This window comes from Micromonospora cynarisoli (assembly GCF_030518815.1).
GTDB lineage: Bacteria > Actinomycetota > Actinomycetes > Mycobacteriales > Micromonosporaceae > Micromonospora > Micromonospora wenchangensis.
The window spans coordinates 2,820,943-2,840,033 of sequence record NZ_CP130426.1 but is presented as its reverse complement, the minus strand read 5'-3'; the positions used below and the strand labels follow the sequence as shown (position 1 = coordinate 2,840,033).

Genomic DNA, 19,091 nt, shown 5'->3' with positions numbered 1-19,091 from the left:
CGACGGCCCGGCGGGCGGGCCGCCGGGGACGGCCTGCGGCGGCGATCGCGCCGGCCGGGTGGGCTCCGCCGGGGCGGCGTACCATCGGAGGTGGACCGCACCGGGAATCACTGGCCGCGACGTGCTGTTGGCCAGGGTGTCCGGACCCATACCGCGCAGGGAGATTTCCACGTGACCACGCCAGCGCAGACCGACCCGACCGAGGCCCAGGCCCCCACTTCCGTCGTCCTCACCGACGTCGCGGCGCAGAAGGTCAAGGCCCTGATCGAGCAGGAGGGCCGCGACGACCTGCGGCTGCGGGTCGCGGTGCAGCCGGGTGGCTGCTCCGGCCTGCGGTACCAGCTCTTCTTCGACGAGCGTTCGCTCGACGGTGACGTCGTCACCGACTTCGGCGGGGTCGAGGTCGTCGTCGACCGGATGAGCGCCCCCTACCTGGCCGGGGCGACCATCGACTTCGCCGACCGGATCGACGCCCAGGGTTTCACCATCGACAACCCGAACGCGGGCAGCTCCTGCGCCTGCGGCGACTCGTTCAGCTGAGTCCCGGTCCGTCCGAGGGGGCCGTCCCACGCCGGGACGGCCCCCTCGTCGTCCCGCCCGGACCGGTAGGCTGACCCGCGCCGTGCTCCCGACCCCGAGGGTTGACATGAAGATCGCCGTGACCGGCTCGATCGCGACCGACCACCTGATGAGCTTCCCGGGTCGCTTCGCCGACCAGCTCATCGCCGACCAGCTGCACAAGGTGTCGCTCTCCTTCCTGGTGGACGATCTGGTGCTGCGCCGGGGCGGGGTGGCCGCCAACATCGCCTTCGGCATGGGGCAGCTTGGGCTGCGTCCGATCCTGCTCGGCGCGGTCGGCGCCGACTTCGCCGACTACCGCTCCTGGCTGGAGCGGCACGGCGTGGACTGCGACTCGGTGCACGTCAGTGAGGTGGCGCACACCGCCCGCTTCGTCTGCACCACCGACACCGACATGTGCCAGATCGCCTCGTTCTACGCCGGCGCGATGAGCGAGGCCCGCAACATCGAGCTGGGCCCCGTCGCGGATCGGCTCGGTGGCCTCGACCTGGTCCTGGTCAGCGCGAACGACCCGGAGGCGATGATCCGGCACTCGGCCGAGTGCCGGGACCGGGGCTACGCCTTCGTCGCCGACCCGTCCCAGCAGCTCGCCCGGATGGACGGCGCGGACGTGGTCTCGCTGATCGACGGTGCCGAATACCTGATGACCAACGACTACGAGAAGTCGCTGCTGCAGAGCAAGGCCGGCCTGACCGACGCCCAGCTCCTGGAGCGGGTGAAGGTCCGGGTCACCACCCTCGGCAAGGACGGCGTCGAGGTCGCCACCCGGGGCGCGGAGCCGTTCCGGGTGCCGATCGCCAGGGAGATCCGGGCCGTCGACCCGACCGGGGTCGGCGACGGCTTCCGGGCCGGTTTCTTCGCCGCCCTGTCCTGGGGTCTCGGCCTGGAACGCGCCGCCCAGGTCGGCTCGCTGCTGGCCACCCTGGTGCTGGAGACCGTAGGCACCCAGGAGTACGACGTACGCCGCGACCTGTTCGTCAAGCGGCTGGCCGAGTCGTACGGTGACGCCGCCGCCGAGGACGTTCGGCCGCACCTGGTGCCATGACGCAGCTCCTGGTCGTGTTCGCCGGCCTGCCGGGGGTGGGCAAGAGCACCCTCGCCGGGCAGGTCGGCGTGGCGTTGGGCGCGGCGGTGCTGCCGGTCGACCCGATCGAGCGGGCGCTGGCCCGGCACGGGCTGACCGGCCCCGGGTCCGGCCCGGCCGGCTACGACGCGCTGGCCGGGCTGGCCGAGGTGCAGCTGGGGTTGGGCACCAGCGTGGTGGTCGACGCGGCCAACCCGGCAGCCGGCACCCGGGGGCTCTGGTTCGAGCTGGCCGAACGGGCCGGGGTGCCGCTGCGGCTGATCGAGGTGTACTGCGGCGACGAGGCGGAACTGCGCCGCCGGGTCGAGGCCCGGCACGTCGCCGACCCGCTCGCCCCTACCTGGGAGCAGACCCGGCAGCGCGGCGCGGGGTACGAACCGCTGATCGGCCCCCGGCTGGTGGTCGACACCACCATCCCGATCGACCCGCTCCCGGCGATCCTGCGGTACCTCGCCTGACTGTCAGCGGCCGGCTGCCCTGATCCCGGGGCCGGTTCCCCCGCGTCCGGCGAGGTCAGCCGGCCTGACCGGGAAGCGGGTCGGGGTGGTGCGGCGGCGAACGCCCACCGCTGGCACGCCGGGAAGGCCGGCACCGCGCCGGAGGGGCCCCTCGCCGTGGGCGATCGGGCTGACGCCGGCGAAGTCCAGCAGGACGAACCTGCCCAACGGGGTCGCGGCGTGCGGCCCGCCCTCGGGCGGACCCCCCGAACGGTGACGTTCGGCAGCCCCGACATGGCGGTCAGGTGAGCGCCGCGCCCGCCGGATCTCGTCGCCGCTGACCGGTACCCGTGACGCCGCCTCGCCGATCACCGGTGCAGGACGAGCGGATCACGTCGGTGAGCCGCCGGCCCCGGACCCGCCGGACGGAGCCGTCAACCGGCCACCCCACCACCGCCGAGCGCGCGACATCCCGCCCCCCACCCGCCGCCCAACTTGGCCCCACCCCCACCCCCGTCGATCATGGAGTTGTGGTGCCTCGGAGACGGCAGTAATGCCGCATAACGACCACCATAACTCCATGATCGACGGCGGGAGGGGCGGGACGGGGCCGGGCGGAGTGGGGTGGGGATGGGGTGGGGTGGGGTGGGTCAGTGGGTGCGGCGGATGTCGTAGGCGGGGCCGTCGGGGGTGGTGGTGACGAACTCCTGGGCGCGCATCCGGCACCAGGCGGGGATGTCGACGGCGGCGGCCGGGTCGTCGGCGAGGACCCGCAGGATCGTGCCGACGGGCAGTTCGGGCAGCCGACGGGCCAGCGCGATCACCGGCAGCGGGCAGCGCTGCCCCCGACAGTCCAGCACCTCCACCGGCCCGGCCCCGTCGCCGCTGGTCCGGGTCGGTTGGCCCACCGTCCCGACCCGGTCGTCGTCCGTCCCGGGCGGGAGGTCGTCCGTCCCGGCTGGGGGGTCATCCGGCGCGGTGGTCACAGGCCCACCACGCCGGCGTCGGCGCGCAGCTCGGCGACGATCCCGGGCAGTTCGGCGAGGAACCGCTCGACGTCCGCCCCGGTGGTCTCCCGGTGCAGCGAAACCCGGACGTTGCCGTGCGACAGCACCCCCATCGCCTCGAGCACGTGTGACGGGCGCAGCGTGGAGGAGGTGCAGGAGGAACCGGAGGAGACGGCGAAGCCGCGCCGGTCCAGCGCGTGCAGCAGCACCTCGCCGTCGACGTACAGGCAGGAGAACGTCACCAGGTGGGGGAGCCGGTCCACCGGGTCGCCGACGACCTCGACGTCCGGCACCTCGGCGGCGACCCGGGACCGGATCAGGTCCACCAGGGGCGTCAGCCGGGCCGCCTCGGCCGCCGCGTCGGCCGCCACCGCGCGCAGGCTCGCCGCCGCCGCCACCACCGCCGGCAGGTTCACCACCCCGGGGGTACGCCCGAACTCCCGCTCGTCGGCCGGCCACGGCGACTCCCAGCGGGTGCCCTTGCGGACCACGAGCAGCCCGACCCCGGGCGGACCGCCCCACTTGTGCGCGCTGGCGGTCAGCACCGACCAGCCGGCGGGCACCGGTATCCGGCCGACGAGCTGGGCCGCGTCGACGTGCAGCGGCACCCCGACGGCGGCGCAGGCGTCGGCCGCCCCGGCGACCGGTTGCACGGTGCCCACCTCGTGACTCGCCCCGATCAGCGTCGCCAGCGCCACCCCGGGGGAGCGCACCGCCGCCGACCAGGCGGCCAGGTCGAGCCGTCCGAGCCGGTCCACCGGTACGGACGTGGCGGCCCCACCGGCCGCCACGTGCCGCTGCGCGGCGTGCAGCACCGCCGAGTGCTCGATCGCCGAGTGCACCAGCGTCGCCCCGACCCGCTGCCGGCCGACCAGGCCGCCGAGCACGGCGGAGTGCGCGGCGTGCGTACCGCTGGGGGTGAAGGAGACCTCGTCGGGGCGGACGCCGAGGGTGTCGGCGGTGGCCTCGCGGGCGGCGTCGAGGAGCTGCCCGGCGCGGCGGGCCCGGGTGTAGAGGCGGGCGGGGTCGGCCCAGCCGTCGTCGAGGGCGGCCAGCAGCGCCTGCCGGGCGACCGGGTGCAGCGGCGCGGCGGTGGCCGCGTCCAGGTAGACCGGGTGGGCACTCACGACCGCAGACGCTATCGCGTCGGGGGCGGACGGCACCCCCCGATGGGGGCGGACACTGACCCCAAGACCGTCGAGCCCGCCATGGTCGAGTAATCTGCGACCGTCGGTGACGCCTTTGCCGTCGGTGCTGATGGAATACCCCACCGCGGCGCGCTAGGGAGGCAGGACCAGGTGGTCGCAAGGAGTTCGGAGGTACGGCCGTCGGCCGTACGGCACGGTGCTTCCCCCGGAGCCGGTGTGCGTCGGCGGCGTGGTGCTGGCCGGCTCGCCGGGCTCGGTCTCGGCGGAGCTGCGCTGCTGGTTCTGCTCACCGGGTGTGACGTCGGCCGCTCGGTCGACGGCTTCGGCTGGCCGCAGGGCGGCATCACCCCCGAGTCGCACCGGATGTACGACCTGTGGATCGCCTCCTGCATCGCCGCCCTGGCGGTCGGTGTCTTCGTCTGGGGCCTGATCTTCTGGTGCGTCGTGCGCTACCGCAAGCGCGGCAACGAGCTGCCGGTGCAGACCCGCTACAACCTGCCGATGGAGTTCCTCTACACCATCGCGCCGATCCTGATCGTCTCCGTGCTCTTCTACTACACGGCGGTGGTCCAGACCGACGTGGTGCGGACGACGAAGAACCCCGACGTCACCGTCGAGGTCGTCGCCTTCAAGTGGAACTGGCAGTTCAACTACCGCGACGGCCAGGGCGCCGAGGCCAACACCGTGGCGTCGGTGCTCGGCACCAGCGAGGTCATCCCGGTGCTGGTGCTGCCGACCAACCGGTCCATCCGGTTCGAGGAGACCAGCCGCGACGTCATCCACTCCTTCTGGGTGCCGGAACTGCTGTTCAAGCGCGACGTGATGCCCGGCAAGATCCGTAACGTGTTCGAGGTCTCCAAGCTGGAGTCCGAGGGCGCGTACGTGGGCCGCTGCGCCGAGCTGTGCGGCAGCTACCACGCCTTCATGAACTTCGAGCTGCGGGTGGTCTCCCCGGAGGCGTACGACCGGTTCCTCGCCGCGAAGCGGGACGGCAGGTCGACGCAGGAGGCGCTGACCGCCATCGGCCAGGACCCGTACGCGAAGACCACGCAGCCCTTCGACACCCGTCGTACGAAGGACAACTTCAACCCGGACGACGCGTCCGCGAGCGCGGGAAACTGAGGTATCCGGCATGAAGACCGAGTGGCGTATCTTCCTGATCATCGCCGTGTTCCTGCTCGGCGCGACGGCCCTCTACGGCGCGTGGACGTACGGCGACTCCGGTGGCCACGTCGAGTGGGTCGGTACGGTGGCCCTGCTGCTCTCCTTCCTGCTCTGCGCGATGTGCGGCGGCTTCTTCTGGTTCGTCTCCCGCCGCATCGACCTGCGCCCGGAGGACCGTCCGGACGGCGAGATCGCCGACGGCGCGGGCGAGATCGGCTTCTTCAGCCCTGGCAGCTACTGGCCGTTCGGGCTGGCGCTGGCCGCCGCGATCGCCGGCCTCGGCCTGGTGTTCTGGCAGTTCTGGCTGCTCGGCCTGGGCCTGGTGCTGGTCATCTTCGCCGCCTGCGGCCTGCTCTTCGAGTACTACTCCGGCACCCGCCGCACCGCCGAGCACTGATCCGGACCGACAGGCCCGCCTTCCCGACCCGGGAGAGGCGGGCCTGTCGCCGTTCGGTGACCGGCTCCGGGGCGGGCGAAGTGGCGGTGTTCCCAGCGATCTGACACCGCTGTTCCGCCTCGGTCGAGCAGGTCAGGCAGGCCGGGTGGGGATCAGGCGGGTTAGGGCCAGACGGGTCCCTGGTCGGTCCAGGTGACACCCTTGTTGCGGCAGAGGCAGAAGGGGTGGCCGACGGGGTCGGTGTAGACCCGCCATCCGTAGCCGTCGGGGCCGACGAAGTCCTGCTCCAGGGTCGCGCCGAGGGTCAGCACGCGGCGCTGTTCGGCCTCGATGTCGTCGACTTCGAAGTCGAGGTGGAACTGTTTGGGGTGCTCGCCGTCGGGCCACCGCGGGGCGCGGTAGTCCGCCACCCTGATGAAGGCCAGCTCGATCTCGCCGAACCGGATGCCGGCCCACTCCTCGTCGCTGCCCTCCCTGACCGGGCGACCCGTCACCGCGGCGTAGAAGGCCGAGAGCTTCATCGTGTCCGGGCAGTCGATGATGAAATCGGTGAGTCGGAGCATCAGGTGATCCTGCCATCCGGCTCGGCAGGCCGGAGCCCGGGACGGGACCGGGGAGCCGACGACGCCCTGCCCGGGTCAGGCGGCGTGCCGACCGGTCGACGGCCTACGCTGGCGGTCAGCGAGGCGGGCGGGCTGGAAGGCGAAGGTCGCGATCAGCACTGCCGCGCCGCAGCCGGTGCAGAGCAGCTCGGGGCAGTCGACGCCGTGGCCGTCGGCGCACGGCGGTGTCTCGAACGGCTGAACGCCCCCGCAGGTGTCGCAGTAGAGCTCGCGGTCCGACACGGGCGTCTCCTCTCGCTCCGGAACCCGCCGATGGGCATCGCCGCCATCGTCGGAGACGGAAAAACTACTCCCGTGTAGTTTCCCACGCCCCTCCGACACTTCCCCGTCAGCCCCACCGGGGCGGCCGGGCAGAACGGCGGGTCAGAGGGAGCGGGCGACGTCGACCCAGCGTTCCAGGACGGTCGCCGCCGCGCCCGAGTCGACGGATTCGGCGGCCCGGGCCATGCCGGCGCGGACCGCCTCGGTGAGGTCACCGTCCAGCGGGGCCTGGGTGGCCAGCGCGACGGCCGAGTTGACCAGGACGGCGTCGCGGACCGGACCGGTCTCGCCGGCCAGCAGCCGTCGGGCCACGGCGGCGTTGTGGGCCGCGTCGCCGCCCCGCAGGTCGGCCAGGGTGGACCGGGGTACCCCGAGATCGGCCGCGTCCAGCAGCGCCTCCCGTACGGTGCCCTGCTGGGCCACCCAGACCCGGGTCGGCGCGGCGGTGGTGAACTCGTCCAGGCCGTCCTCGCCGCGCATCACGATCACCGAGTCGCCCCGGCGGGCGAACACCTCGGCCATCACGGGGGCCATCCGGGCGTCGAAGCAGCCGACCGCCCCGGCGTGCGGCCGGGCCGGGTTGGTCAGCGGGCCAAGGAAGTTGAACGCGGTCGGCACGCCGATCTCCCGGCGGACCGGGCCGGCGTGGCGCATCCCGGGATGGAACCGGGCCGCGAAGCAGAAGCCGATCCCCGCCTCGGCCACGCACCGGGTCACCTGCTCCGGACCCAGGTCCAGCGGTACGCCGAAGAACTCCAGCAGGTCGGCGGTGCCGCACAGCGACGACGCGGCCCGGTTGCCGTGCTTGACCACCCGGACGCCGGCACCGGCCACCACCAGCGCGGTCATCGTCGAGATGTTGACCGTGTGGGCGAGGTCACCGCCGGTGCCCACCACGTCGACCGAGGTGCGCCGCAGCTCCTCCGGCAGGGTCACCGGCACCGCGTTGCCGAGCATCGCCTCGACCAGGCCGGCCAGTTCGGCAGGGGTCTCGCCCTTGGCCCGCAGCGCGATCGCGAACCCGGCGATCTGCGCTGGTACGGCGGCACCCGCCATGATCTCGTTCATCGCCCAGGCGGTGTCGGCGGTGGACAGCTCGTCGCCGCGCAGTAGCGCGTTGAGCAGGTGCGGCCAGGTCCGTTCGCCCATCGTGGGCCTCCCGAGCGGGCGTGGGGTGCGGGTGGACGGGTGCGCCCGTCACCCCGGGCGCCTGGGCGCCGCCGAGTGTCTGCGACTCAGGCGGCGGCGTGCGTACGCAGCAGCTCGGCGACCGTGGTGCCGGTGGTCACCGGGTCGAGCGGGTGCATCAGCACGCCGTCGACCTGCGCGTACGAGGCGAGCCATCGGTCGGCGGCCCGGGCGATGATTACGCACGTCGGCGGGGCGTCGTCCCGGTCGTCCTTGATCTGGCGGGCGATGCCGAGGCCGCCGCCGGGGCTGGCCTCGCCGTCGAGCAGCATCAGGTCGATCTCGTAGTCGTCGACCAGCCGGACGCAGCCGGCGTAGTCGGACGCCTCGACGAACTCGATCTGGATGCCCGGCGCGGGACGGGTGCCGACGGCCAACCGCATCCGGTCCCGGACCTGCTGGTCGTCGCTGTAGAGCAGGACGGTGCAAAGACGCTCGCTCATGCCGGCACTCCGCTTCGCTCCGTGCCGTGATGAGGCACCGTCGCACTGAGCCTGACTCGCTCGCTGCGCTCACTCATGGGCTGTACTCCTCGTTGCTGCCCGTTGATCGTACCGGGCGGTGTGGCGTACCCGACATCCCGCCTGCCGGCCCCCGGCGGACCGGGTGTCGCGGCAGCTCAGGACGGGTTTGCGGGGGCTGCGGCCGGGGTGGCGGCGGCCTCGGCGGCGCGGTCGCGGGCCTCCTGCCGGTCCAGCTCGCGGTCCACCCGGCGGGCCTCCCGCTCGGACTGCTTGATCCACTGCACCACCAGCACCGCGATCATCGTCACGCTGACGAACTCGCCACCGGCCCACAGGATGCCGCCGGCGACCACCTGGTCGTTCCATGGGTCGGACCAGGCCAGGTTGAGCGAGGGGTACCAGTCGCCGCCGAACAGGGTGGTGCTCTGCATGATGGTGAGCCCGAGCACGGTGTGGAACGGCACCGACAGCAGCATCAGCAGCGCCCGCGCCGGGTACGGCCAGCGGCCGGGCAGCGGGTCGAGCCCGAGCAGCGGCCAGAAGAACACGCAGCCGGTCATGATGAAGTGCGCGTGCACCAGCTCGTGCGCCCAGGCGTGTTCGAGGGTGTAGCGGTACAGGTCGGTGAAGTAGAGCGCGAACGGGTTGACCACGAAGATGGCGAACGCCACCAGCGGGAAGCCGTAGATCCGGGCGATCCGGCTGTGCACGACGGCCAGCAGCCGCTTGCGCGGGCCGACCGGCAGGGTGCGCAACGCCAGGGTGACGGGCGCGCCCAGGGCCAGGAAGATCGGGGAGATCATCGACAGCACCATGTGCTGCACCATGTGCACCGAGAGCAGCGCGGTGTCGTAGGCGTGCAGGCCGCTGACGGTGACCGCGGCGATGCCGCCCAGGCCGGGCCCGAGGAAGCAGACGGTACGGATCACGGGCCAGCGGTCGCCGCGCAGCCGCAGCCGGTGGACCCCGTAGAGGTAGAGGCCGGCGGCGAGGACCAGGCCCAGGGCGAGCCAGCTGTCCAGCCGGGTCTCGGTGAAGACCCGGGTGATGTCGAACGGCGGCGGTACCTCGACGCCGCCGGCCGCGAGGCTGGTGGGCGGGGTCGCCGAGGTGGCGGCGAAGATCGAATCGACGTGCAGCACGCTTTTCAGGCTAGGCCAGGCGAACCGGACCGCCACGATCGGGCCATCCCCTCCCCGGGTTTGGCCCCCCGCTGATCGCCCGCCCCGGTCAAGGGCAATAATGACCGCGTGACTGCGGCCCCAGCCATTGACAAGAGCCGGATCCACTCTCTGACGCGGCCCAACATGGTCAGCGTCGGGACGATCGTGTGGCTCTCCAGCGAACTCATGTTCTTCGCGGCGCTGTTCGCGATGTACTTCTCGATCCGCGCGGCGGCGCCGGAGCAGTGGGAGAAGCACACCGAGGTTCTCAACATCCCCTATGCGACCACCTTCACGGTGATCCTGGTGCTGTCCTCGGTGACCTGCCAGCTCGGTGTGTTCGCGGCCGAGAAGGGTGACGTCCACGCCCTGCGGCGCTGGTTCACGATCACCTTCGTGATGGGCCTGATCTTCGTGCTCGGCCAGGCGAACGAGTACCTGACCCTGGTGCACGAGGGCGTGAAGATCAACGAAGACGGTTACGGGTCGATGTTCTACCTGACCACCGGCTTCCACGGCCTGCACGTGACCGGCGGTCTCATCGCCTTCATCATCTTCATGATCCGCACCACCATGGGTCGGTTCACCCCGGCCCAGGCCACGTCGGCGATCGTCGTGTCGTACTACTGGCACTTCGTCGACGTCGTGTGGATCGGGCTGTACGGCATGATCTACTGGCTTCAGTGATCTTGGCGTGTCACGTTCCGCGCCGCTGCTCCGTCCCCTGAGACAAGGTCCAACCGGTTAAGGACACAGGTCATGACTTCTGACAACGACCGCCGACGCGGTCTGCTCGCGCGCCTGCGCGGGCGGCCCGCGGCGCGCAGCAGGGGCCGCCGCCGGCTGGGCGCGGCGTTCCGGCTGATCGCCGCGTTGACGCTGGCCGGCGGCGCCTACACCGTCTTCGCCCCCGGCGTGCAGGCGCAGGAAAACCCGCCGCTCACCGGCGCCGCGGCCGAGGGCAAGGCGCTGTTCGACGTGAGCTGCGTGACCTGCCACGGCCGCAACGCCCAGGGTGTCGAGGGTCGTGGCCCGAGCCTGATCGGGGTCGGCTCCGCGTCGGTCGAGTTCCAGGTCGGCAGCGGTCGGATGCCGATGGCCCGGCAGGAGGCGCAGGCCATGCGCAAGCCGCCGGTCTTCACCGACGAGCAGGTGCGCCAGCTCGGCCAGTACATCCAGGAGCTCGGCGGGGGCCCGCAGGTCCCGCAGGGCAACCTCCGCGAGGGCGCCAACCTGGCCACCGGTGGCGAGCTGTTCCGGATCAACTGCTCGCAGTGCCACGCCTTCGGCGGCGGCGGCGGCGCGCTCTCCTCAGGCAAGTACGCCCCGAGCCTGAACCCGGCCAGCGACGCGCAGATCTACGCCGCGATGCTCAGCGGCCCGCAGAACATGCCGGTGTTCGGCGACAACCAGATCACCCCGGAGCAGAAGGCGGACATCATCGCCTACATCCAGGAGACCCTGAAGGCCGACCAGGACCAGGGCGGCTTCAACCTCGGCCGGTACGGCCCGTCCACCGAGGGCCTGGCGATCTTCCTGGTGGGCATCGTCGCGCTGGTCTTCGCGAGCCTGTGGATTGCGGGCAAGTCGTGACCGAGCGGATCGTCAACACCATTGCCGTGGTGCCGTGCGCCGGCACCGCCCGTAGCGAGGTGACGGCATGAGCGCCAAGACCGAGCAGCACGCCCCGCAGGACCGGGAGCCGCTCGACGTCCACGACCCCCGGCTCTCCCGGTTCGACATCGTCACCGAGGGCGCCCGCCGGGACGACATCGAGATCGTCCACTACGAGGAGCAGGTCGTCCCGGGCAGCAAGGCCGAGCGCCGGCTGACCCGTACGGTCGCGGCGATGTTCCTGCTCACCGGCCTGGCCGCCACCGCGTTCCTGGTCGTCTACATCTGGTGGCCCTGGGAGTACGAGCCGGGTCGCGGCGGCGACAAGTGGTACACCCCGCTGCTCGGCCTCACCCTGGGCGTCGCCCTGCTCGGCATCGGCTTCGGTATCCTCACCTGGGGCAAGAAGCTGCTGCCCAAGGAGGTCTCGATCCAGGACCGGCACGACGGTCCCGGCTCGGCGGAGGACCGGAAGATCACCGGCGAGACCATGCTCTACCTCGCCGACGAGATGGGGGTGCGGCGTCGTCCGCTGCTCGGCGTCTCGCTGGTCGCCGGCCTGCTGCCGGTCGGCGCGGTCGCCGCAGCCCCGCTGGTCGGCGGGCTGATCTCCAACCCGCACAAGAACAACCAGATGTTCACCACCGGCTTCGCCCCGCAGGACGGTAAGAAGATCCGGCTGGTCCGCGAGGACGGCCGGCCGATCCGCCCGGCCGACGTCAGCGCCGGTGGCCAGCTCACCGTGTTTCCCGGCATCGAGCACGGGGTGAGCAACAAGCACGCCGACTCGCCGACCCTGCTGATCCACCTGCGGGAGACCGACGCGGAGAAGTCCCGGCAGGCCAACTCGCGGGTCGGCCACGGTGACTACATGTGGGGCAACTACGCGGCGTACTCCAAGATCTGCACCCACGCCGGCTGCCCGGCGAGCCTGTACGAGCAGCAGACCAACCGGCTGCTCTGCCCGTGTCACCAGAGCCAGTTCCTGATCACCGACAACGCCCGGCCGGTCTTCGGCCCGGCGAGCCGGCGGCTGCCCCAGCTGCCGATCGAGGTGGACGAGGACGGCTTCTTCGTGGCGAAGTCCGACTACACCGAAACCGTCGGCCCCGACTTCTGGGAGCGGCCATGAAGCGCCGAAAGTTTGACGTAGCAGCGGTGCCGGGCAAGGCCGCCGGCGGAGTGGACGACCGCTTCCAGGTCGCCACCCCGCTGCGCAAGCTGCTCAACAAGGTCTTCCCGGACCACTGGTCGTTCCTGCTCGGCGAGATCGCACTCTTCTCGTTCGTCGTGCTGCTGCTCACCGGGGTCTTCCTGACCTTCTTCTACGAGCCGGCGATGACCGAGGTGGTCTACAACGGCAGCTACGCCCCGCTGCGGGGCACCCCGATGTCCGCCGCGTACGCCTCCAGCCTGGACATCTCGTTCGATGTCCGGGGTGGCCTGATCATGCGCCAGATGCACCACTGGTCCGCGCTGCTGTTCATGGCCGCGATCGTGGTGCACATGATGCGGGTCTTCTTCACCGGCGCGTTCCGCAAGCCGCGGGAGACCAACTGGATCATCGGCTCGCTGCTGTTCTGGGTCGGCTTCCTGGCCGGCTTCACCGGCTACTCGCTGCCGGACGACGGCCTGTCCGGCACCGGTCTGCGGATCGCCTCCGGCATCATGCTGTCGATCCCGGTGATCGGCTCCTGGGTCACCTCGTCGATCTTCGGCGGCGAGTTCCCCGGCGAGATCATCATCAGCCGGTTCTTCATCGCCCACGTGCTGCTGATCCCGGGTCTGCTGGTCGCGCTGATCAGCGCCCACCTGGGTCTGGTATTCAAGCAGAAGCACACCCAGTGGCCCGGCCCCGGTCGGACCAACGAGAACGTGGTCGGCGAGCGGATGTTCCCGCGTTACGCGCTCAAGCAGGGCGGCTTCTTCATGGTCGTCTTCGGCGTGATCGCGCTGATGGGCGGCCTGTTCCAGATCAACCCGATCTGGTATTTCGGCCCGTACGAGGCGTGGGTGGTCTCGGCCGCCAGCCAGCCCGACTGGTACGTCATGTTCCTCGACGGCTCGACCCGCCTGATGCCCGCCTGGGAGATCAACATCCCGATCGGCAACGGGTACGTCATCCCGCCGCTGTTCTGGCCGACGGTCGTGCTGCCCGGCATCCTGGTCGGCCTCTCCACGCTCTACCCGTTCGTGGAGGCACGGCAGCTCAAGGACTACCGGCACCACAACCTGCTGCAACGCCCCCGGGACGTGCCGGCCCGGACCGCGGTGGGCGCGATGGCCGTCGCCTTCTACATCGTGCTGACCCTCTCCGGGGCCAACGACGTGATCGCCGACAAGTTCCACATCAGCCTGAACGCGATGACCTGGGCGGGCCGGATCGGCCTGCTGTTCATCCCGCCGCTGGCGTACTACGTCACGTACCGGATCTGCCTCGGTCTCCAGCAGCACGACCGGGAGGTGCTGGCCCACGGCGTGGAGACCGGCATCATCCGGCGGCTGCCCGACGGCCGGTTCGAGGAGGTCCACCAGCCGCTCAGCGCCGGTGACGGCCACGGGCACGGCGAACTGGACTACGTCGGCTGGGTGGTGCCGAAGAAGATGAACCGGCTCGGGGCGCTCGGCCCGGCGATCCGGGGCTTCTTCTACCCGATCGAGAAGCCGGTCGAGGCACCTGTCTCGCCGGGGCACCCGCCGGTGGAACCCCGCCCCGAGCGGGAGGAGATCGGCAGCGGGGATTCCCGCCGCTGACCTGCCCGTACCACTGCACCGAAGCGCCCGCCGGAGAACTCCGGCGGGCGCTTCGTCCGTTGCGGTGGCCGCCCCGCCGGGCGGGCGGTGGGGGCGTGACCGGCCACCAACGGGTGGAAAGCACAGGAATAACCCGCGCCAGCCGGGTATCCGTGCGGTCCAACGAAAAACGGGGAGGGAACATGTTGGGTATCAAACGCCTGGGACTGCTGGCCACGCTGGTGGTGGTCGGCCTGGCCCCCGCGGCTGCCGCGCAGGCCGCCGCGCAGCCGTCGGCGCAGGACACCCAGTACCTGCAGGCGGTGCACCAGGTCAACCTGGCGGAGATCGTCACCGGGAACCTGGCCCAGAAGAAGGGGCAGAACGAGCAGGTCAAGCAGTTGGGGCAGCAGTTCGTCACCGATCACACCCAGCTCGACCAGACGGTGAAGAGCACCGCCCAGCAGCTGAACGTGACCCTGCCGAACGCGCCGACGGCCGACCAGCAGAAGGTGATCGACAAGCTCAACGGCCTCAACGGCGCCGCGTTCGACAAGGCGTGGGTGACCGCTGAGCTGGCCGGTCACGTGCAGGCCATCCAGGCGACCCAGACCGAGATCTCGCAGGGCTCCGAGCAGTCGGTGGTCCAGCTCGCGCAGGACGCGCTGCCGGTGTTGCAGGCGCACTACGACGCGCTGGTCGCCCTGGCCCAGGAGCTGGGCGTTCCGGTCCCGCAGACCAGCGCCAGCGGCACCGCGAGCCCGGGTGGCAGCGGTACGCCGGCTCCGGGCGGCACGACCGAGTCCCCGGCCCCGGGCGGCACCACGGAGTCGCCGGAGCCGGGTGGCACCACCGAGACGCCGGCTCCGGGCAACAGCTGACGTCCCGTACCACCTGACGGTGGCCGGTCCCCAGCGGGCCGGCCACCGTCACCTGTGCGCGGCTGTCAGTCGGCGCCGGCCAGGCCGATCGCGAACGCCTCCTCCAGGTCGTGCTGGGAGTAGGCGCGGAAGGCGATGTGCGACTCGGTGTTGAGCACGCCGGGGACCTTGGAGATGCTGCCGGCGATGACCTTGGCGATCTGCTCGAACTCCCGGACCCGGACGATGGCGATCAGGTCGACGTGCCCGGCCACCGAGTAGACCTCGCTGACACCGGGCAGGTTGGCCAGGTTCTCGGCCACCTCGGGGATCGAGTCGGTGGCGCAGTCGATCAGGACGATCGCGGTGATCACTTGACGATTCTCCGTTCGTCGTGCCCGGCGCGACGCCGGCCTGCCGTCGCTGACCATGCTAGTGCCGTACGGCGTGGGTCAGAGCAGCATGGTGCGGGGGTCGGCGGCCATGGCGCGCAGCCAGGCGGACGCCTCCGGCGCCCCCGGGCAGCGGGCGGTGTCCAGCGCGGCGGCCAGGGCGTACATCTCGGGCGGCGGGATGAGCAGGCTCTCCTTGCTGCGCAGCCCCAGCTTGACCGTGCCGGTGTCGGCGGTGACGGTGAGCACCGGGGTCCGGGTGACCGCGCCGGTGGCGATCAGCGAACCGTCGCTGGAGACACCGGTGTGCGCGACGGCCGCCGCCTGCAGCGACACCGACCGGGCCGACCGCAGGTCGACGCTCTTCGTGGTGAGCCCGACCACGGTGAGCCGGCTGCCCTCCAGCCACGCGCTGCTCCGCACGATGGAGGTCACCAGCAGGCCGACGAAGATGACGACCAGCCCGGCCGACAGCAGCGCGACGACGGCCGGCACCGCCGCGCTGCCCGAGGTGCCCGCGCCGACCGCCGCGTTCAGCACGGTCCCGAGGACGGCACCGACACAGCCGCAGGTCACCGTCAGGAGGACACCCAGCACCAGCAACGAGACGACCCGACCGGTACGGCTCGACCGGTGACCGACCGACAGGGTGATCCGGGGCGCGGAGGGCTGCATGCCGGTGATTCTGACACCGGTGATCAACCTCCGCCTGGTGAGGCGGCCACGGTGAGCCCATCGGCGGCCCGGATCGCGTCGCGGAGCCGTTCGTCCGGGCCGACCGTCGCGCCGGGCCAGACCACCACGCGTTCCACGTCGCCGCGTACCACCGCGCCTGCGCCGACCACCGCGTGCCGGGCCCGACCGGTGACGGTGGCGTCCGGGGCGACCAGCGCGTCGTCGCCGGCCGCGTGCAGGTTGGCCGCCAGGTAGTCGGCGGGCGTGCCGGTGTCGAAGAACGTGCCCGGGTACGGCACCACGGTCAGCTCGCCGGCCGCCTCCGCCGGCCGCCACACCGTGCGGACCAGGTCACCGAAGCTCGCCGGCAGCTCCCGCACCCGGTGCCAGGGCAGCAGCGAGAAGCCGGTGAAGACGTGCCCGTCGAAGGTGCCGGGGGCGCGCGGGTCGGGTGCCGGCCGGCCCAGCAGGCGTACGGACCGGAAGTCCCACCCGGCCAGCAGCGCCGCGACGTCCGGGCCGGGGGCCGCACCGGGATCGGCCAGGTACGCGTCGGCGTTGCCGACCAGCACCCCCCGGCCGGCGATCCAGTCCCGCAGGTTGCCCAGGCCACCGGCGGTGCCCAACGGGTCACCCGGCTCCACCGACAGGTGCGCCCGGTCGCCGACGTGCCTCACCACCTGGTCGGCCAGGTAGCAGGCGTTCACCGCCACCCGCTGCGGCCCGGTCAGGCCCAGCCCGGCGAGCCGGTGCAGGGCCCGGTCCAGCAGCGGCACGTTGCCGACCGGGCAGAGCGCCTTGGGCACCTCGGCGGTCAGCGGACGCAGCCGGGTGCCCTCACCGGCGGCGAGCACCACCGCGCACAGCCCGTCCGGGGCGGTCACGTCGTCGGCTGGCCGGCCTGCGGCCCGATGCCGTAGTGGCCGAGCAGGTTGGCGGTGGCCCGGCTCAGTCGGGGCAGGTCGTCCAGCGGGTGCCAGGCCGCCTCGAAGACCTCCGCGCCGTCCACGGCCAGCTCCGTCGTGGCGGCGGGCACCTCCGCCTCGAAGACCATGTCCACCCAGCCCCGGGTGTGCACCACGGCGTTCGGCACGGCCGGCCGGAGCTGTTCCGGGGCGAGCCGGACGCCGGACTCCTCGTACAGCTCGCGGGCGGCGCCGACGACCGGGGCCTCCCCGCGCCGGAGCAGGCCGGCGGGCAGCGTCCAACTGTGCCCGGGGGGCTGACGCAGCAGCAGGAGCCGGCCGGCCCCGGCGGCCCCGCTGTCCCGGACCAGGGCCACCGCGCCGACGACGTACTTCGGCCCGGCGAGCCGGACCAGGCGGCGACGTACCGAGACCGGCAGCCGGTAGAAGACCTTGTACGCGACGGCCCGGCCGGTGGCGCGGGAACGGAGGATCATGGTCTCCAGGCTAGGCCGTCGGTGCGTTGCCGTGGGGTGCGGGGCGACCGGTCACCCGGCCAGGGCGTCACTGTCGATGGTCGACCAGGTCGATGAGCTGGCGGACCACGGTGTCCGGTTCGACGGCCCGGTCGAAGACCGCCACCAGCAGGGTCTCCAGGTCGGGGTAGCCGAGTTCCTCCGACAGCCGCAGCAGCGGCAGGTCGCTGGCCAGGCCGCGGTCGTGCTTGCGCAGCGCCAGGCCGATGGTGGCCCGACCCAGGCGTACCTTGTCGGCGATGGAGATGCCGGGCTCGACGTGTTCGGTGAACCAGCGGCTGATCTGCATCTGCGCGTGCGGCGACTTGACGAAGTCGAGCCACTCGCGGCGGGGCCCCCGGGGGGCCGCGGTCGCCTCGAAGCCGCTCTCCGCGTCGCTCTCGGTGTAGATCTCCACCACGTCGCCCTCGTCCAGTTCGGAGGCCAACGGGGCGAGCCGGCCGTTGATTCGCGCCGCGAGGCAGTGGTCGCCCCGCTCGGTGCCCAACTCGTAGGCCAGGTCGACAGGGGTGGCCCCGGCCGGGAGCACCACCTGCCGGCCGTCGGCGACCACCTGGATCTGCGCCTCGGCCAGGTCGCACCGCAGCGACTGGAGGAACTGGGCCGGGTCGGGCGCCTCCTGCTCCCAGTCGAGGACCCGGCGCAGCCAGGAGAGCTGGTCGGTGTTGCTGGCCCCGGTGGCGGCCCGGGGGAAGCGGAAGTCGGCGGCCACGCCGTACTCGGCGCAGCGGTGCATCTCCCGGGTGCGGATCAGCACCTCGACGGTGCGGTCCTGCGGGCCGCAGACGCTGGTGTGCAGGGAACGGTAGAGGTTGTTCTTGGGGGAGGCGATGAAGTCCTTGAACCGGCCGGGGACCGGTCGCCAGCGGCCGTGCACCGCGCCGAGGGCGGCGTAACAGTCGGTGGCCGGGCCGTCCACCACGATCACGATCCGGGGCAGGTCGTACGGCACGGTGTGCCCGCCGGCCACGGTGTCCTTCCAGATCGAGTAGAGGTGCCGGGGCCGGACGCTCACCTCGGCGTCGACCCGGCTACGGCGCAGCGCCACCTTGGCCTGGGCCACCACGTCGTCGAGGTAGGCGTCCCAGCCGGGCCGGTCGTGCACGTGCCGGGCCAGCCGGGCGTGCTCGTCGGGTTCCAGGTGCAGCAGCACCACGTCGTCCAGGTCGCGCTTGAGGGTCTGGATGCCGAGCCGGTCGCAGAGCGGGACCAGCACCTCCTGGGTCTTGCGGGCGATCCGCTCCCGCGAGGCGGCCGAGCGGACCCCGAGGGTACGCATGTTGTGCAGCCGGTCGGCCAGCTTGATGATCAGCACCCGGACGTCCTTGCCGGCTGCGATGATCATCTTACGGATCGTCTCCGCCTCGGCGGCCTTGCCGTAGAACGCCTTGTCGAACTTCGTCACCCCGTCGACCAGGTGCGCCACCTCGTGGCCGAAATCCTCACTGAGCGCCTGGAGGGTGTAGCGGGTGTCCTCCACCGTGTCGTGCAGCAGGGCCGCGACCAGAGTGGTGGTGTCCATCCCGAGGTCGGCGCAGATCTGGGCGACCGCCAGCGGATGGGTGATGTACGGCTCGCCGCTCTTGCGGAACTGCCCGCGGTGCATGTTCTCGGCGATCGTGTACGCCCGGCGCAGCACCGAGGCGTCGGCGCTCGAATGGATGCCCCGGTGGGTGCGGACCAGCTGGGTCACCGGGTCACCGTCACCGGCCGGCCAGCTCAGCAGGGACCGTAGCCGGCGGGCCAGGGGAAGCTCACCCGGCTGGGCCGGGAGCGCACCCCCCAGGGCGGCGCCGTGTCCGGCGTCGACGTCCACGAGGGACACCTCCTCACCCCGGCTCCACGGTCACCGTCGCCGGCG

At 72.0% G+C, this 19,091-nt stretch carries 22 protein-coding genes; 10 read left to right on the top strand and 12 right to left on the bottom strand.

Annotation, left to right across the window (positions count from 1 at the left end; all coding sequences use genetic code 11):
- Window positions 1-171 precede the first annotated feature (171 nt).
- The 3 genes from erpA to Q2K16_RS11670 all read left to right on the top strand — a co-directional run bounded on the left by erpA (window position 172) and on the right by Q2K16_RS11670 (window position 2,121).
- A complete protein-coding gene (erpA, locus tag Q2K16_RS11680; RefSeq protein WP_302745332.1) occupies window positions 172-540 on the top strand; it encodes an iron-sulfur cluster insertion protein ErpA in 369 nt (122 codons plus the stop codon).
- 106 nt (window positions 541-646) lie between these two features.
- The gene (locus Q2K16_RS11675) at window positions 647-1,624 is read left to right on the top strand and encodes a carbohydrate kinase family protein (protein ID WP_302745331.1); all 978 of its coding nucleotides are present in this window, start codon (window positions 647-649) and stop codon (window positions 1,622-1,624) included.
- Window positions 1,621-2,121 (top strand): P-loop nucleotide/nucleoside kinase family protein, encoded by a 501-nt coding sequence (locus tag Q2K16_RS11670; RefSeq protein WP_302745329.1) that lies wholly within the window; start codon window positions 1,621-1,623, stop codon window positions 2,119-2,121. The genes Q2K16_RS11675 and Q2K16_RS11670 overlap by 4 nt, the downstream gene beginning before the upstream one ends.
- 629 nt (window positions 2,122-2,750) lie before the next feature.
- Here the strand turns inward: Q2K16_RS11670 and Q2K16_RS11665 are convergent.
- Window positions 2,751-2,966 (bottom strand): sulfurtransferase TusA family protein, encoded by a 216-nt coding sequence (locus Q2K16_RS11665; protein WP_302746447.1) that lies wholly within the window; start codon window positions 2,964-2,966, stop codon window positions 2,751-2,753.
- Window positions 2,967-3,082: 116 nt separating this feature from the next.
- Entirely contained in the window at window positions 3,083-4,234 is a 1,152-nt protein-coding gene (locus tag Q2K16_RS11660; protein ID WP_302745327.1) for a cysteine desulfurase family protein, read from the bottom strand.
- Window positions 4,235-4,405: 171 nt separating this feature from the next.
- Between Q2K16_RS11660 and ctaC the strand changes: the two genes are divergently transcribed.
- Window positions 4,406-5,377 carry an aa3-type cytochrome oxidase subunit II gene (gene ctaC / locus Q2K16_RS11655; protein ID WP_302745325.1) on the top strand — a complete coding sequence of 324 codons (972 nt, stop codon included), beginning with the start codon at window positions 4,406-4,408 and terminating at the stop codon, window positions 5,375-5,377.
- 10 nt (window positions 5,378-5,387) lie between these two features.
- Window positions 5,388-5,816 carry a cytochrome c oxidase subunit 4 gene (locus Q2K16_RS11650; protein ID WP_088644665.1) on the top strand — a complete coding sequence of 143 codons (429 nt, stop codon included), beginning with the start codon at window positions 5,388-5,390 and terminating at the stop codon, window positions 5,814-5,816.
- A gap of 161 nt (window positions 5,817-5,977) precedes the next feature.
- Here Q2K16_RS11650 and Q2K16_RS11645 read toward each other — a convergent pair whose 3' ends face one another.
- From Q2K16_RS11645 to Q2K16_RS11625, 5 genes are all read right to left on the bottom strand, one after another.
- Window positions 5,978-6,379 carry a VOC family protein gene (locus Q2K16_RS11645; protein ID WP_302745324.1) on the bottom strand — a complete coding sequence of 134 codons (402 nt, stop codon included), beginning with the start codon at window positions 6,377-6,379 and terminating at the stop codon, window positions 5,978-5,980.
- 75 nt (window positions 6,380-6,454) lie between these two features.
- Window positions 6,455-6,661 (bottom strand): hypothetical protein, encoded by a 207-nt coding sequence (locus Q2K16_RS11640; RefSeq protein ID WP_302745322.1) that lies wholly within the window; start codon window positions 6,659-6,661, stop codon window positions 6,455-6,457.
- Window positions 6,662-6,802: 141 nt separating this feature from the next.
- Window positions 6,803-7,849: an anthranilate phosphoribosyltransferase gene (trpD, locus tag Q2K16_RS11635; protein ID WP_302745320.1), complete on the bottom strand. Its 1,047-nt coding sequence runs from the start codon at window positions 7,847-7,849 to the stop codon at window positions 6,803-6,805.
- A gap of 86 nt (window positions 7,850-7,935) precedes the next feature.
- Window positions 7,936-8,331 carry a hypothetical protein gene (locus Q2K16_RS11630; RefSeq protein ID WP_302745319.1) on the bottom strand — a complete coding sequence of 132 codons (396 nt, stop codon included), beginning with the start codon at window positions 8,329-8,331 and terminating at the stop codon, window positions 7,936-7,938.
- Between the two features lie 176 nt (window positions 8,332-8,507).
- Window positions 8,508-9,494 (bottom strand): cytochrome c oxidase assembly protein, encoded by a 987-nt coding sequence (locus Q2K16_RS11625; RefSeq protein WP_489671875.1) that lies wholly within the window; start codon window positions 9,492-9,494, stop codon window positions 8,508-8,510.
- A gap of 108 nt (window positions 9,495-9,602) precedes the next feature.
- Between Q2K16_RS11625 and ctaE the strand changes: the two genes are divergently transcribed.
- The 5 genes from ctaE to Q2K16_RS11600 all read left to right on the top strand — a co-directional run bounded on the left by ctaE (window position 9,603) and on the right by Q2K16_RS11600 (window position 14,743).
- Complete coding sequence (ctaE, locus tag Q2K16_RS11620; protein ID WP_088644671.1) at window positions 9,603-10,202, top strand: aa3-type cytochrome oxidase subunit III; 600 nt, start codon at window positions 9,603-9,605, stop codon at window positions 10,200-10,202.
- Between the two features lie 72 nt (window positions 10,203-10,274).
- Entirely contained in the window at window positions 10,275-11,108 is an 834-nt protein-coding gene (gene qcrC / locus Q2K16_RS11615) for a cytochrome bc1 complex diheme cytochrome c subunit (protein WP_204927835.1), read from the top strand.
- Between the two features lie 67 nt (window positions 11,109-11,175).
- Window positions 11,176-12,261, top strand: a complete 1,086-nt coding sequence (gene qcrA / locus Q2K16_RS11610) for a cytochrome bc1 complex Rieske iron-sulfur subunit (protein ID WP_302745318.1) — start codon at window positions 11,176-11,178, stop codon at window positions 12,259-12,261.
- Complete coding sequence (gene qcrB / locus Q2K16_RS11605; RefSeq protein WP_302745317.1) at window positions 12,258-13,883, top strand: cytochrome bc1 complex cytochrome b subunit; 1,626 nt, start codon at window positions 12,258-12,260, stop codon at window positions 13,881-13,883. Before qcrA ends, qcrB begins: the two co-directional genes overlap by 4 nt.
- A 182-nt stretch (window positions 13,884-14,065) precedes the next feature.
- Entirely contained in the window at window positions 14,066-14,743 is a 678-nt protein-coding gene (locus Q2K16_RS11600; protein WP_088644675.1) for a DUF4142 domain-containing protein, read from the top strand.
- Window positions 14,744-14,808: 65 nt separating this feature from the next.
- On the opposite strand, the gene Q2K16_RS11595 is transcribed toward Q2K16_RS11600, so the two are convergent.
- The 5 genes from Q2K16_RS11595 to Q2K16_RS11575 form a co-directional block, all read right to left on the bottom strand.
- Window positions 14,809-15,096: an Lrp/AsnC family transcriptional regulator gene (locus Q2K16_RS11595; protein ID WP_302745316.1), complete on the bottom strand. Its 288-nt coding sequence runs from the start codon at window positions 15,094-15,096 to the stop codon at window positions 14,809-14,811.
- 78 nt (window positions 15,097-15,174) lie between these two features.
- Window positions 15,175-15,789, bottom strand: a complete 615-nt coding sequence (locus Q2K16_RS11590; protein ID WP_302745314.1) for a hypothetical protein — start codon at window positions 15,787-15,789, stop codon at window positions 15,175-15,177.
- Between the two features lie 23 nt (window positions 15,790-15,812).
- Window positions 15,813-16,673 carry a sugar phosphate nucleotidyltransferase gene (locus Q2K16_RS11585; RefSeq protein WP_302745313.1) on the bottom strand — a complete coding sequence of 287 codons (861 nt, stop codon included), beginning with the start codon at window positions 16,671-16,673 and terminating at the stop codon, window positions 15,813-15,815.
- Window positions 16,670-17,191: an NUDIX hydrolase gene (locus Q2K16_RS11580; RefSeq protein ID WP_302745312.1), complete on the bottom strand. Its 522-nt coding sequence runs from the start codon at window positions 17,189-17,191 to the stop codon at window positions 16,670-16,672. Before Q2K16_RS11580 ends, Q2K16_RS11585 begins: the two co-directional genes overlap by 4 nt.
- Window positions 17,192-17,258: 67 nt before the next feature.
- Complete coding sequence (locus Q2K16_RS11575) at window positions 17,259-19,046, bottom strand: RelA/SpoT family protein (protein ID WP_302746445.1); 1,788 nt, start codon at window positions 19,044-19,046, stop codon at window positions 17,259-17,261.
- Window positions 19,047-19,091 lie beyond the last annotated feature (45 nt).

Coding starts and splice junctions, on each gene's coding strand:
- Q2K16_RS11675 (WP_302745331.1), top strand. CDS start 647: ATGAAGATCGCCGTGACCGGCTCGATCGCGACCGACCACCTGATGAGC.
- Q2K16_RS11670 (WP_302745329.1), top strand. CDS start 1,621: ATGACGCAGCTCCTGGTCGTGTTCGCCGGCCTGCCGGGGGTGGGCAAG.
- Q2K16_RS11650 (WP_088644665.1), top strand. CDS start 5,388: ATGAAGACCGAGTGGCGTATCTTCCTGATCATCGCCGTGTTCCTGCTC.
- Q2K16_RS11645 (WP_302745324.1), bottom strand. CDS start 6,379: ATGCTCCGACTCACCGATTTCATCATCGACTGCCCGGACACGATGAAG.
- trpD (WP_302745320.1), bottom strand. CDS start 7,849: ATGGGCGAACGGACCTGGCCGCACCTGCTCAACGCGCTACTGCGCGGC.
- Q2K16_RS11630 (WP_302745319.1), bottom strand. CDS start 8,331: ATGAGCGAGCGTCTTTGCACCGTCCTGCTCTACAGCGACGACCAGCAG.
- qcrC (WP_204927835.1), top strand. CDS start 10,275: ATGACTTCTGACAACGACCGCCGACGCGGTCTGCTCGCGCGCCTGCGC.
- qcrA (WP_302745318.1), top strand. CDS start 11,176: ATGAGCGCCAAGACCGAGCAGCACGCCCCGCAGGACCGGGAGCCGCTC.
- qcrB (WP_302745317.1), top strand. CDS start 12,258: ATGAAGCGCCGAAAGTTTGACGTAGCAGCGGTGCCGGGCAAGGCCGCC.
- Q2K16_RS11600 (WP_088644675.1), top strand. CDS start 14,066: ATGTTGGGTATCAAACGCCTGGGACTGCTGGCCACGCTGGTGGTGGTC.
- Q2K16_RS11590 (WP_302745314.1), bottom strand. CDS start 15,789: ATGCAGCCCTCCGCGCCCCGGATCACCCTGTCGGTCGGTCACCGGTCG.
- Q2K16_RS11580 (WP_302745312.1), bottom strand. CDS start 17,191: ATGATCCTCCGTTCCCGCGCCACCGGCCGGGCCGTCGCGTACAAGGTC.